Source organism: Paraburkholderia phytofirmans PsJN (assembly GCF_000020125.1).
Taxonomy (GTDB): Bacteria; Pseudomonadota; Gammaproteobacteria; order Burkholderiales; family Burkholderiaceae; genus Paraburkholderia; species Paraburkholderia phytofirmans.
In genome coordinates, this window is sequence record NC_010676.1 from 2349382 (window position 1) to 2362094 (window position 12713).

A 12713-nucleotide genomic window follows, 5' to 3' on the forward strand; every position below is an offset into this window, starting at 1 on the left:
TTCAATCAGCCAGCAATTCGCGAGCGCCGCCTGCTCGCGCTCATCAGACCAGCATTGCGCACGTTTTCGTCAAACAAACGCCTGTTATCAGTCGCAATGACGGAAAAACGATGTCATCCACGTTCGCGCTGCGCTAGAACCGCTCGCCGTACGAGCGAAGCGTCGCCGAGTTGCCGATCGACAGTCTGATCCGGCTCATCCAGACCCTCACCAGCAGCCGTCGATGGTACTCGCGCCCCAACCCACTCTGATGGCACCCGCATCGACCGCCCACCCCCGCTGAAATGAATTTGCAGGGTAATCAGCAGAAAATGCTGTGATCGCCGCAAAAAAAAGACGTGCAACCCGCCAGCGCCTCGATTGGCAATTTCATCGATTGCGCTAGAGGCGTAGCATCGATCCATCAATCGACGCGCGTGCGCGGCCGCGAGCCTCGCTACGTCAAGGGCAACCTGAAGGAGCAACCGAATGTCTCTCGCATTGACACGCAATGAACTGATTCGCCCGCAGAACCTGATCGACGGAGCATGGACCGGCGCCGCCGACGGCGCCCGCTTCGCCGTCACCAACCCGGCCACCGGCGAGACGATTGTCGAAGTCGCCGACAGCGGCGCCGCTGACGCGCGCGCCGCCACCGACGCCGCAGCCCGCGCGTTCCCCGCCTGGCGCGACACGCTGCCTCGCGAGCGCGCCGAGATTCTGCGCCGCTGGCATGCGCTGATCGTCGCCAATACCGACGACCTCGCGAAGCTGATGTCGATGGAACAGGGCAAGCCGCTCGCGGAGGCCCGCGGCGAAGTCGCTTACGGCGCGTCGTACGTGGCCTGGTTCGCCGACGAAGCGACCCGCATCTACGGCGATCTGATTCCGCAACAGCAGCGCGGCAAGCGCATGAGCGCGGTGAAGGAACCGGTCGGCGTAATCGCCGCGATCACGCCGTGGAATTTCCCGCTGGCGATGATCGCCCGCAAGATCGCGCCCGCGCTCGCGGCGGGTTGCACCGTGGTCGCCAAGCCCGCCGAAGACACGCCGCTCACCGCCCTCGCCCTCGCCGTGCTCGCTCAGGAAGCTGGTCTGCCAGACGGCGTGCTGAACATGCTGTCGGCGTCGCGCGAACAAGGCATTGCCGCCGTTGCCGATTGGCTCGCCGACTCGCGGGTGCGCAAAATAACCTTCACAGGTTCGACGCCGGTTGGCAAGCATCTCGCGCGCGAATCCGCGGGCACGCTGAAGAAGCTCTCGCTGGAATTGGGCGGTAACGCGCCCTTCATCGTGTTCGACGACGCCGATCTCGACGCGGCCGTCACCGGCCTGATGGCAGCGAAATTCCGCAATGGCGGCCAGACCTGCGTGTGTCCGAACCGCGTCTATGTGCAGGCGGGTGTCTATGAGCGCTTCGCCGATCTGCTCGCGAAACGCGTCGGCGCGCTGAAAGTTGCGCCTGCAACCGACCCGCAAGCGCAAATCGGTCCGATGATCAACGAGCGCGCGATCCAGAAGATTGCCCGTCACGTGGAAGACGCCGTCAAACACGGCGCGAAGGTGCTGGTGGGCGGCAAGCGCCTGACCGAACTCGGCCCGAACTACTACGCGCCGACCGTGCTGACGGACGCGCGGGACGACATGCTCGTCAGCTGCGAGGAGACCTTCGGCCCGGTCGCGCCGCTATTCCGTTTCAACGAAGAAGCCGAAGCGATCCGTCTCTCCAACGACACGCCGTTCGGCCTGGCCGCCTACTTCTATACGCAGGACGTGAGGCGTATCAATCGCGTGGCCGCGCAACTCGAAGCGGGGGTAATCGGCATCAACGAAGGCGCGGTGTCGAGCGAAGCGGCGCCGTTTGGCGGCGTGAAGGAATCGGGCTATGGCCGCGAAGGGTCGAAGTATGGACTCGACGACTACATGTCGATCAAATACATGTGCCAGGGCGGGCTTGATTGACGGGCCGCAATCCCGCAAGTGCCTTAACGCCTTAACGCCTCAACGCCTGAATAGCTGAACGCCTGAACACTCTGCCGCCGAACGCCATCGCTTCCCAGTTGTGAGAAGCGCTGTGCCGAAGCGGCAGTTCTCATTTGCCCGCAATAAATTCAGCACGACGCAAGACCAACAACGCGTTCGCTTCTCAAGAGAACGCAGCCCTCCTCCCGCCGCAACACCCCTCGCGCGAAATACCGTAACCGTCATGCACACGATTCATGACGGCCATTTTTGGCCCGAATTTGACCGCGTTTTTCCACGGTCCTATTGTTCGACCATGCCTGCCGGGCTCGTCTCGCCGCTCCTGCCGAAACAACATGGCTAGAACGCGCGACCCTCCACATCGTGATCCTCCACCTGCCATGACCCGCCATGAATTCTGACGCGACAGCCGCCCTGACATCTCTGACCGCAACCCGGCCCACCAGCAAGGTTCGTCGCGCTGTGACGACCGCCGTGCTCGGCCAGGTCCTCGAATGGTATGACTTCTTTCTGTATGGCACCGCTGCCGCGCTCGTGTTCGGCAAGTTGTTCTTTCCGGTCGGCAGCGATCCGCTGACGGGTACGATCGCCGCATTCGGCGGCTTTACGGTGGGCTTTATCGCGCGGCCCATCGGCGGCGTGTTGTGCGGCCATATCGGCGACCGCTACGGCCGCAAGACGGTCATGATGCTGACGCTGCTCGTCATGGGTACGGCCACGGTCTGCATGGGTCTGCTGCCGACCTATCAGCAAGTCGGCATCGCGGCACCCATCATGCTCGTGCTGTTGCGCGTTCTGCAGGGCCTTGCCGCCGGCGGTGAATGGAGCGGCAGCATTCTGCTGATTCACGAAAGCGCGCCCGCTTCGCGGCGCGGCGCACTCGCGGCATGGAGTCCGTGCGGTGCGGCGTTCGGCTTCGTGCTGTCCACCGCCGCGTTTCTGCTCGTGCAAACGCTCTCGCCCGCCGACTTCCACAGCTGGGGCTGGCGCGTACCGTTCCTCTGCAGCGCCGCGCTGGTCGCGCTCGGTCTGTGGATGCGCCGCTCCGTCGACGAAAGCGCGGAGTTCGCCGCCGTCAAGGCGACTCACCGAGATGCCCGCATGCCGGTCGTCGAAGTGCTGCGCCAATGTCCGCGTCAGGTGCTGACGGTGTTCGGCCTGCGCTTTGGTGAAGGCGCGGCGTCGTACATCTTCTTCGCGTTCTCAATTGCGTACGGCCAGTTCATCGGGCTCAAATCGAGTTGGGTGTTAGGCGGCCTGACCGTGTCGATGCTGTTGATGATTCCCGTGTCCCTGTTGATGGGCCGCCTCACGGATCGCGTCGGCCGCAAGCCGGTTTATCTCGCCGGCGCCGTGGCGATGGTGTTGGTCGCTTACCCGTATTTCACGTTGCTCGGCTCCGGCGTGCTGTGGAAAGTCATCACGGCGCTCGTGCTCGCCAACAGCATCACGCTCGGCATTCTGGAAGGCGCGCAGCCCGCGTTCATCAGCGAACTGCTGCCGGTTCATCTGCGCTTCTCGGGGCTCGGCATTGGCCGCGAGATTTCGTCGGTACTCGGCGGCGGACTCTCGCCGATGGTGGCGACCGCACTGCTCGCGCATTACCGCAGCGCGGCACCGGTGGCGATTTATCTCGTCGTGCTTGGCTTGATCACGGTGATAGCGACCTGTCTCGCACCGGAGACCTTTCCGAAGGCGCTACGGCTTCAGGCGAAAGCCAAGGAGCACGCCGGGCACGAAAGCGTCTAAGCCAGCTTCTCCTGTACCGATCCCGCAGCCATTCACTTTCTTTCGAAGCCGTCATCATGCAAAGCCTTCAGATGAGCACTTTTTCGACTTACGCCTACGAACCCAGCGCGATCGATCACGCGGATCGGTATCCCGACTACGCAGGCCCGCTCACGCTCGACGCGCTGATCGGCGAGATCGAGCGCCGCCGCGACGAGTTCGATCATCTCTCGCACGTTCCGCGCGACATGATCGCGAAGATGAAGCGCGCCGGCATCTTTCGCGCGAGCACGCCGCAGCGCTTTGGCGGCGACGCGCTGCCGCCGGCGCAATTCCTGCGGATGCTCGAACGCATCGCGATCGCCGACGGCTCCGCCGCGTGGGTCGCCGCGTTCGGCTCGGCGAATACCTACCTCGCCGCTTTGCCGATTGAAACGCAGCAGCAGATCTATGCCACTGGCCCCGACCAGGTTTTCTCGGGCGGCCTCTATCCGCTGCAACCCGCGACGAAAGCGCCGGGCGGCTTCGTGGTCAGCGGGCAGTGGCGCTTCGCGAGCGGCTGCAAGGGCGCGGACTGGATCGGCGTCGGCATCGGCGGCACGCCCGCCAATTCCGGCGATGCCGGCGCGGGCAAGCCGTTCACCGCCGTGTTTCCCGCGCAAGAAGTCGAGATCGTCGAGAACTGGAACGTGGTCGGCATGCAGGGAACGGGCAGCCACGATTTGCGGCTGCGCGAGAAATTCGTCGATGCGCAATGGACCTTCGTGCGCGGCGGCGCGGCGCTGATCGACGAGCCGCTCTACCGCTACCCCGCCGTCGCCTATCAGGCGCAGGTGCACGCCGCCGTCAACATCGGCCTCGCGCGCGCGGCGCTCGATCTGCTGACGGACATGTCCGGTTCGACCAAAACCACCACCGGCGCGCCGCGCCTCGCCGATCGCGGTTATTACCGTTCGGGCCTCGCGAAAGCAGAAGCCAACTGGCGCAGCGCCCGCGCGTTCTTCTACGAATCCGCCGAGGCCGCGTGGCGGACGATCATCGACGGCGATGCCGTCTCGCAAGAGCAGGCGAATCTGTTGCGCCTCAGCGCAACGCACGCCGCGCAGATCGGCGCGGAAGTGGTGATGCAGGCTTATCAGATGGCGGGCATCGCCGCGATCTATCGCGAGAACCGCTTGCAGCGCCTTGTGCGCGATTCGATCGTCGTGACACAACATGCGTTTCTCGGCGAAGGCACGTATGACGCGTCCGGTGCGCTGTTTGCCGGGGTGCCGCCGGTCACGCCTTTTCCGTAACGCCGCGCGCCCTGACTCATGCCATGCAAAAGGAAAAGGAAAAGACCGTGACGATCGAAGACACCAGAAAGCGTTTCCGCGATGCCATGGCGTGCCTGCCGGCCGCCGTCAACATCATCACCACGGACGGACCCGGCGGCCGCTGCGGCATGACTGCAAGCGCGGTGTGCTCGGTGACGGACGCACCGCCGACCATGCTCGTCTGTATCAATCAGACCAGCTACGTGCATGACATCCTGCATCGCAACCGCAGCGTATGCATCAACGTGCTGGCCGCCGAGTGCCAGGAAGTGGCGCGTGATTTCGCCGGCATGACAGCGTGCCCGATGGACGAACGTTTCGCACGCCACGCGTGGACCGGCGGCGCGTTGTCGGCGCCGGTGCTCGCGGATGCGATCGCGAGTCTCGAAGGCGAGATCGTCGACATCAAGACGGTCGGCTCGCACTCGGTCATGTTTGCGCAGATTCGCCACATCGCGTTGCGCTCGGATGGCGACGGGCTCATCTATTTCGGCCGCCAGTTTCATCGGCTGACACGGCCGCAGGCAGCGGCGCCGCTGGTTGCCGCGCAATGCGCGAGGTGAGCGTGGAAGTCTGCTTATTCTTGATTGGCCACGCGAATGCGCATCTGCGCGAAACGTGCTCTCCGGATCTTTCATCCTTCGAGCTAACACCGCGAGACGTGGAGGGATTACGCCGCTGCGTAATTCACCTGCCCGCGGAATCGAACGACTGCGATCCTCTGTCGAAGACCGACGCTTCCACGCGGCCTCGCTGCGTACTGCAATGGTATTTCGACGACCTCGAACTGCTTGAACAGGCGCTGCAACCGAAGGGCGCGATACACCACATCGCACACGAATCTTCGGGCACGGGTCTCATTTTCGCGCAGCAAGCCATGGCGGTCAGACGATTCGACAACCCTAATCCGGGCAAGCTTGGCACTTACACCGAACGCTGCACCTACCTCGTCAGCTACGAAGGCGAAGCGCAGGACTTCAATACGTGGCTCTCCCACTACCTCGCGCATCATCCACCGCTGATGGCGCAATTACCCGGCATTCGCGAGCTGGAAATCTACACGCGGCTCGATTACCGCTCGGGCCTCGGCATCGCGCGCGCCGCGGCCATGCAGCGCAACAAAGTGGTCTTCGACGATTCCGCCTCGCTGGCGGCCGCGCTGGCGTCGCCGATACGCGCCAGCATGAAGCAGGACTTCAACGCCTTCCCACCCTACAGCGGCGCGACGCTGCATTTCCCTATGCGTAGCATTTACGGTAATCTGAAACCCAAATAAATGTCCGCCCTCGCCGCGATCCGAACGTCATGAGCAACTCGCACCCCGGCATTACGGATTTGAACCTGCTGCGCGTGTTCCTGGCCATCTCCGATCTGCGCAGCCTGACCGCAGCGGGGGAACGCCTAGGACTCACGCAACCGGCGGTCAGCCATGCCTTGCGCCGGTTGCGCGTCCTGTTCGACGACCCGCTGTTCGTTCGCACGCCCACCGGCATGGTGCCCACCGACGCCGCATTGCGCCTGCATGCGCCGCTGACTCAAGCGTTCGGCATCATCAACGGGGCGGTCCAGCAAATCGCCAAATTCGATCCCGCCACGGCACAGCGCGTGTTTCGCGTGTCCATGTCGGACATGTCGGAGTTCTATTTCCTGCCGCCGCTTCTTTCGATGCTCGACCGCAACGCGCGCGGCATTCACCTGGAGATTGCGAACGTCTCCGTCGATTCGGTGAGTTCGGCCATGCGCAGCGGCAAGATCGATCTGGCGCTCGGTTATGTGCCGGGTCTCGATCCGGGTTGTGTGAGCAGGACGCTGTTCGTCGACGAACATGTTTGCGTGGTGCGTGCCGGTCACCCGTTGCGCAAACAGAAGCCGACCAAGGAGGATCTCGCGAGCCTGCGCTACGTCTACGCCAGCACCAACGCGACCGGCCACCGGATGGTCGAACAGTGGCTCGAAGAGTTGAACCTGCGCCGGGATATCGTGCTGCGCCTGCCGCATTTCGTGGTGGCGCCGGAGATCGTTCAGCATACCGATCTCGCCGTGATTTTTCCGCGGAGTATCGCGCAGCGCTTCAATCGCAACAAAGCCTTTCGTATTCTGCCCTTGCCGTTCGCGTTGCCGCCCATCGAAATCCAGGTCCACTCGCATTCGCAATTTTCGGCGGATCCGGGCATTGCGTGGTTGCTCGATGAGATTTATGGCATGTTCCATCAACCGCCGGATAGCGGTAAAACGCGAGTGGAAAAACCGCTATGAACATCAGAGCCCTGCAATGCTTCGTGATTCTCGCGGAGGAACTCAATTTCAGCCGCGCCGCCGAGCGCCTGCATATCGCGCAGCCTGCGCTGAGCCAGCAGATCCGATCACTCGAAGAACGGCTCGGCACGCAGCTGGTCGATCGCGCAAGACGTCCGCTGAGTCTCACCGAAGCGGGCCATTATCTGTGCAACGAGGCGCGTCAGATACTCGGTTCGCTCGAACAGGTGACGCTCGTCGCGCAGGAAATCGGCGTGGGCCGGCGCGGCTGGCTGAGTGTGGGCTTCACCCGTTCGTCGATGTACAGCGTCCTGCCGCCCGCGCTGAAGGCATTTCACAAGGCGTATCCGCAAGTCGAACTCAAACTCTTCGAGATGCTCACCGAAGAACAGACCGATGCGCTGCGCGACATGCGCATTCACATCGGCATCGGCCGGCAGCCGCTGACAGTTGAAGGCTTTACCTCGCATACGCTGCTGCGCGAGCGTGTCGTGGCCGCACTCGAGCCCAGCCATCCGCTTGCGGCACAAAAGAAAGTGAGCATCGCCGATCTCGCCGACACGCCATTGATTCTGTACCCGAAGCATCAGAACGCGCAGTTCAAGCGCTCGGTGCAATCGCTCTATCGCGATGCGGGCATCACCCCGCTCGTCGCGCACGAGGCTTATGAAATCCAGACCGCGATTGCCCTGGTGGCGGCAGGCCTCGGCGTGACGTTCATCGGCGAATCCGTGGCGCGGCTCGGACGCACCGATGTGGTTTACCGTCACCTGACCGGACCGGGCTCGTCGTACCGCTCCACGCTTGCCGCCACCTTCCGTACCGAAGACGCTTCGCCCCACCTGCGGGCATTTCTGGCTTGCCTTCCCGAGCCCCTCAAAGACAGCGCACTATAAGCAAAAAATTATAGAAGCATAAGCAAGCGGTCTTGGACTCCCTGTCCGCGCGTTCTTATCATTGACCTCACACACATGATTAGAACGCAGCGTTGGCCAAGGCCATCGCCGCAAGGTAGGAGACAGGATGACCGCGATCAACGAAGCCGTAACCATGCGAAAAGTTTACGGGCGCCTCATGCCCCTGCTCTTCGCGATGATGTTCTTCAACTATCTCGACCGGATCAATATCGGGTTCGCCGCGCTGGACATGAACAAGCAGCTCGGCTTCAGTCCGGCCGTGTTCGGCTTCGCGGGCAGCATCTTCTTTGTCGGCTACATGCTGCTGGAAGTGCCGAGCAATCTATTGCTGCATCGCGTCGGCGCACGCCGCTGGATTGCCCGCATTCTTATGACGTGGGGCGCGGTCGCCGCGGCCACGGCATTCGTGTTCAACGATTCGAGCTTCTACGTGCTGCGTTTTCTGCTCGGCGTGATGGAAGCGGGCTTTCTGCCGGGCGTCGCGGTCTATCTAACCAAATGGTTTCCAGTGCGTTACCGTGCTCGCGCGGTTGGGGGCTACATCATCGCCGGTTCGTTTTCGGCGGTGCTGGGCGGCCCGATCTCGACCGCTTTGATGACCTACGCTAACGGCATTCTCGGTTTGCAGGGCTGGCAGTGGATGTTCATCCTCGAAGGCGTGCCGGCCATGCTGCTCGGCCTGTTGACGCTGCGCATCATGACCGAACGCCCCGCCGACGCCGACTGGCTGTCCGACGACGAAAAGCGCTGGCTCGAGTCGACGCTCTCCGCCGAGCGTCAAGCCGTAGGCGGCAACGCGCATGTTCCCTTGCTGCGTGTGGCGGGCGACATCCGCGTGTGGAGCCTCGCGTGTCTCTTCGGTTGCGCGCTGGTCGGTATTTATGGCCTCTTCCTGTGGCTGCCGCAGATCGTCAAGAGTCTGGGTCATCTGAGCAATCTCGAAGTCGGCTTTCTGTCGGCCGCGCCGCCCTTGCTCGGTGTATTGGGCACCTTCCTGATCAGCCGCAGTTCCGACCGCACCGGCGACCGCAAGAAGCACCTCGCCTTCGTGTACGGCATGAGCGCACTGGCCATTGCCGGCAGCGCGTACGCGCCAAACCCCGTGATCGCTTATGTGCTGCTGTGCGTGACCGGCTTGTTCATCTATGCGGGCAACCCGCTGTTCTGGAGCCTCGCGTCGTCTTTCAGAACCGGCGCGGCAGGCGCGGCGACGATCGCGCTGATCAACACCATCGCGCAGTTCGGCGGCCTGGTCGGCCCGTGGAGCATCGGCCTCGTGCGCAATGCGACCGGCAACTTCAAGCTGGCCTTGCTGACGATCGCAGCCTTTCTGATTGTCGCGACGATCATCGCGCTAGTCATGCGGGTCGCGCCGGTTGAAGACGAAGCGAACTCGCTCACCACCGGCGACGCCGCGCCGCGCGCCTGAAAGGCCGAGCGGCAACACATAACGCCTGACAAAACAGCGGACTGAATCTGCGCACGCATCACCTGCGTGCGCAAGGACAACTTACAGGATTTGCACACCATGATCATCGATTGTCACGGTCACTACACGACCTCACCGCCCCAGCATGAAGCCTGGCGCGCGCAGCAGATCGCCGCGCTGAAGGACGGCGGCACGACGCCGCCGCGGCCCGTCATTACCGACGACGAGATTCGCGAGAGCATCGAGGGTGGCCAGTTGCGGATTCAGCACGAACGCGGGACGGACCTCACGATTTTCTCGCCGCGTGCGGCCGGCATGGGTCATCACCTCGCCACTGCCGAAGCCAACGCGCTCTGGTCGAGCGAATGCAACGACCTCGTGCATCGCGTGTGCGAGCTGTTTCCGCGCAATTTCGTCGGCGTATGCCAATTGCCGCAAGCGCCCGGCGTCGCGCCCGCGAACTGCATCGGCGAATTGCGGCGCTGTGTCGAGGAGCTCGGCTTTATCGGCTGCAATCTGAATCCGGATCCGTCCGGCGGCCACTGGTCCGGCTTGCCGCTCACGGACCGTTGCTGGTATCCGCTCTATGAAGCGATGGTGGAACTCGACGTGCCGGCAATGATCCACGTCTCGTCGTCCTGCAATCCGAATTTCCATGCGACGGGCGCGCATTACATCAACGGCGATACGTCGGCGTTCATGCAGTTGCTGCAGGGCGATCTGTTCGCCGACTTTCCCACGTTGCGCTTCATCATCCCTCATGGCGGCGGTGCGGTGCCCTATCACTGGGGGCGTTATCGCGGACTCGCGCAGGACATGAAGCGTCCGCTGCTCAGCGAATATCTGCTGAAGAACGTGTTCTTCGATACCTGCGTCTATCACCAGCCCGGCGCCGAACTGCTCGCCAAGGTCATTCCGGTGGAGAACATTCTGTTCGCGTCGGAAACCATCGGCGCGGTGCAAGGTATTGATCCAGAGACCGGCCACTACTACGACGACACGCGCCGCTATATCGACGCCATCGAATGGCTCAGCGACGCGGACCGTCAACGTATTTACGAAGACAACGCGCGCAGTGTCTATCCGCGGCTCTCGCGTCAACTCGATCTACAACTCGCTGCACAGGTAACCCAAGGGGCAACGGTATGAATCCAATCGGATGGCGCGAATACGACTCCGCGCCTCAGGCCGACGCGGCCACGCTCGAAACACTTCGTGAACTGGCCGTCTCGCTGCTGAGCGACAACATGGCGCGCGCGAGCGGCATGGTGGGCTTGCGGCCTTATCACCAGCCGCGCCCGATGGCCGGCACTGCAGTCACGGTCCACACACGGCCGGGCGACAACCTCGCGATTCATCGCGCGTTCGACTTTTGCCGGCCCGGCGACGTGCTGGTGATCGACGGTGCGGGCGATCTCACGCAGGCGCTGATGGGCGAGATCATGGCGAGCTTCGCGGAAAGTCTCGGCGTGCAGGGCCTCGTGATCGACGGCGCGATCCGTGACGTCGGTTCGCTGTGCCAGCGCGAATTTCCCGTCTATGCGCGCGGCGTGACGCATCGCGGGCCGTACAAGAACGGACCGGGCGAAATCAACGTGCCGGTCACGGTCGGCGGCACGGTAGTACATCCTGGCGATATCATTGTCGGCGACGAAGACGGCCTGCTCGCGATCACACCCGCCGACGTGGCAGCGGTGATCGAAGGCGCGCGCCGCCAGCACGCGAAGGAAACGGCGGCGCTGAAGTCGATTGCCGAAGGCAAGTTCGATCGTTCGTGGGTCGTTCCGCACCGGGAACGGATGATGAACAACTGACCGTGAGCCTCATGGCGCAATATCTGAACGCAGCAACACTCCTCGAACTCGCGCGCGCCGCGCAGACGCGCGCCATCGCGCCCTGCACGTGCACGAAGACGCCGCTCGACGGCTGGCAATCGCAGCCTTTATCGCTCGATGAAACGCAGTTCGAGGAAATCGGCACCTTGATGCCGGAGGACGATCCGGAGCCGACGTTCAGCGAGTATCTGCCGGGCAAGACGACATACTGGGCAGCGGATGCGCCTATCGCGCCGCGCTACTTTCCGTATAACCGCTGCGCCGTGTGGCAATGCTCGCTGTGCGGGCGGCTTTATCTGCGTTACGTGGAAGGCGGCGGGTATTTCGTGGACCGCAGGATTCGTGCGGTGAAGGCAGAGTTGATCGAGGATGTGCCTTTGCCGGCGTGATAGCGGCAACGCGAACGCACGCCGCCTAATGCCCCGGCTTCAACGCCGCATACGCCCCGGGCGTGATCCCATAAGCCCGCTTGAACAGCCGGTTGAGATGGCTTTGATCGTAAAAGCCCACTGCCGCCGCAGCCGTCGCTGCGCTCTGCCCTGAGGCAAGCATGCGCTTCGCCGCCAATAGCCTCACTTGCGTCGCGTAGGCGTGCGGCGGCAGCCCGAACTCCTTGCAGAATGCGCGCGTGAGGTAGTAACGGCTCAAACCCACCAGTTCCGCCAGTTCATCGACCGAGATATCGCGCTCGTAATTGGCGGCGACGTACTCGCGCACCTGCTCCATCTTGCGCGCCTCGCGCCGGGGCTCTCCCGCCTCTTCACCCGCGCGCCCATAGCGCCCGACCAGCATTCCCATCGCAGCCCACCAGTTCGCCTGACGCTCCATCAGCGACACGGCGCGCTGTTCGTCCAGGCTCGCATGCGCCTTGACCAGCAGACCCGCGAGGTGCGGGTCCTGATACAGCCCCGGCGGAATCAGCAGCGGTTTGTCGCTGCGAGCGTCGGGCGAGAAGACGGCGCTGAGCGCGCCGAGCCCTTCCATGTCCAGATAGATCGCGCGATAAATCCATTCGCGGCCTTCCCAGACCTCGCCGCTATGGTATTCGCCCGGCCCGAAAACCAGCACGCTGCCGGGGCCGGCAACCTCGCTGCCCGCGCGCGTATGACATTGGCCCGCGCCGGTTTCGGTCATGACAATGACGAGTTCGTCGTGCAGATGCCGGTCGAACTTGTGATTGCCGTAACGGGCGCTCGCGAGACATGCGCCATCGAGCGCGCCGTCGCGCCAGCAGACCACTTCCGGCTCGCTTTTACCCGATGTCTCCATA

At 63.2% G+C, this 12713-nt stretch carries 12 protein-coding genes; 11 read left to right on the forward strand and 1 reads right to left on the reverse strand.

Annotated features, from left to right (window positions below):
• Nucleotides 1–468 precede the first annotated feature (468 nt).
• The 11 genes from BPHYT_RS30285 (at nucleotide 469) to BPHYT_RS30335 (ending at nucleotide 11832) form a co-directional block, all read left to right on the forward strand.
• Nucleotides 469–1941 (forward strand): NAD-dependent succinate-semialdehyde dehydrogenase, encoded by a 1473-nt coding sequence (locus BPHYT_RS30285; protein WP_012427946.1) that lies wholly within the window; start codon nucleotides 469–471, stop codon nucleotides 1939–1941.
• A gap of 411 nt (nucleotides 1942–2352) precedes the next feature.
• Complete coding sequence (locus BPHYT_RS30290) at nucleotides 2353–3711, forward strand: MFS transporter (protein ID WP_012427947.1); 1359 nt, start codon at nucleotides 2353–2355, stop codon at nucleotides 3709–3711.
• Nucleotides 3712–3767: 56 nt separating this feature from the next.
• Entirely contained in the window at nucleotides 3768–4985 is a 1218-nt protein-coding gene (locus BPHYT_RS30295; protein ID WP_012427948.1) for an acyl-CoA dehydrogenase family protein, read from the forward strand.
• A 23-nt stretch (nucleotides 4986–5008) separates the two neighbouring features.
• Nucleotides 5009–5569: a 4-hydroxyphenylacetate 3-monooxygenase, reductase component gene (gene hpaC, locus BPHYT_RS30300; protein WP_012427949.1), complete on the forward strand. Its 561-nt coding sequence runs from the start codon at nucleotides 5009–5011 to the stop codon at nucleotides 5567–5569.
• 2 nt (nucleotides 5570–5571) lie between these two features.
• Nucleotides 5572–6282 (forward strand): EthD family reductase, encoded by a 711-nt coding sequence (locus BPHYT_RS30305; RefSeq protein ID WP_012427950.1) that lies wholly within the window; start codon nucleotides 5572–5574, stop codon nucleotides 6280–6282.
• 29 nt (nucleotides 6283–6311) lie between these two features.
• Nucleotides 6312–7262: a LysR family transcriptional regulator gene (locus BPHYT_RS30310; RefSeq protein ID WP_012427951.1), complete on the forward strand. Its 951-nt coding sequence runs from the start codon at nucleotides 6312–6314 to the stop codon at nucleotides 7260–7262.
• Entirely contained in the window at nucleotides 7259–8158 is a 900-nt protein-coding gene (locus BPHYT_RS30315) for a LysR family transcriptional regulator (protein ID WP_012427952.1), read from the forward strand. The genes BPHYT_RS30310 and BPHYT_RS30315 overlap by 4 nt, the downstream gene beginning before the upstream one ends.
• A 127-nt stretch (nucleotides 8159–8285) precedes the next feature.
• Nucleotides 8286–9608: an MFS transporter gene (locus BPHYT_RS30320; protein ID WP_012427953.1), complete on the forward strand. Its 1323-nt coding sequence runs from the start codon at nucleotides 8286–8288 to the stop codon at nucleotides 9606–9608.
• A gap of 99 nt (nucleotides 9609–9707) precedes the next feature.
• Nucleotides 9708–10757, forward strand: a complete 1050-nt coding sequence (locus BPHYT_RS30325) for an amidohydrolase family protein (RefSeq protein ID WP_012427954.1) — start codon at nucleotides 9708–9710, stop codon at nucleotides 10755–10757.
• A complete protein-coding gene (locus BPHYT_RS30330; RefSeq protein ID WP_012427955.1) occupies nucleotides 10754–11422 on the forward strand; it encodes an RraA family protein in 669 nt (222 codons plus the stop codon). Before BPHYT_RS30325 ends, BPHYT_RS30330 begins: the two co-directional genes overlap by 4 nt.
• Before the next feature lie 11 nt (nucleotides 11423–11433).
• Nucleotides 11434–11832 (forward strand): hypothetical protein, encoded by a 399-nt coding sequence (locus BPHYT_RS30335; RefSeq protein WP_012427956.1) that lies wholly within the window; start codon nucleotides 11434–11436, stop codon nucleotides 11830–11832.
• A 25-nt stretch (nucleotides 11833–11857) separates the two neighbouring features.
• On the opposite strand, the gene BPHYT_RS30340 is transcribed toward BPHYT_RS30335, so the two are convergent.
• Nucleotides 11858–12712 carry an AraC family transcriptional regulator gene (locus BPHYT_RS30340; protein ID WP_012427957.1) on the reverse strand — a complete coding sequence of 285 codons (855 nt, stop codon included), beginning with the start codon at nucleotides 12710–12712 and terminating at the stop codon, nucleotides 11858–11860.
• Nucleotide 12713: the final 1 nt, after the last annotated feature.

Coding starts and splice junctions, on each gene's coding strand:
- BPHYT_RS30285 (WP_012427946.1), top strand. CDS start 469: ATGTCTCTCGCATTGACACGCAATGAACTGATTCGCCCGCAGAACCTG.
- BPHYT_RS30325 (WP_012427954.1), top strand. CDS start 9,708: ATGATCATCGATTGTCACGGTCACTACACGACCTCACCGCCCCAGCAT.
- BPHYT_RS30340 (WP_012427957.1), bottom strand. CDS start 12,712: ATGGAGACATCGGGTAAAAGCGAGCCGGAAGTGGTCTGCTGGCGCGAC.
- BPHYT_RS30315 (WP_012427952.1), top strand. CDS start 7,259: ATGAACATCAGAGCCCTGCAATGCTTCGTGATTCTCGCGGAGGAACTC.
- BPHYT_RS30320 (WP_012427953.1), top strand. CDS start 8,286: ATGACCGCGATCAACGAAGCCGTAACCATGCGAAAAGTTTACGGGCGC.
- BPHYT_RS30335 (WP_012427956.1), top strand. CDS start 11,434: ATGGCGCAATATCTGAACGCAGCAACACTCCTCGAACTCGCGCGCGCC.
- BPHYT_RS30330 (WP_012427955.1), top strand. CDS start 10,754: ATGAATCCAATCGGATGGCGCGAATACGACTCCGCGCCTCAGGCCGAC.
- hpaC (WP_012427949.1), top strand. CDS start 5,009: ATGCAAAAGGAAAAGGAAAAGACCGTGACGATCGAAGACACCAGAAAG.
- BPHYT_RS30310 (WP_012427951.1), top strand. CDS start 6,312: ATGAGCAACTCGCACCCCGGCATTACGGATTTGAACCTGCTGCGCGTG.
- BPHYT_RS30295 (WP_012427948.1), top strand. CDS start 3,768: ATGCAAAGCCTTCAGATGAGCACTTTTTCGACTTACGCCTACGAACCC.
- BPHYT_RS30290 (WP_012427947.1), top strand. CDS start 2,353: ATGAATTCTGACGCGACAGCCGCCCTGACATCTCTGACCGCAACCCGG.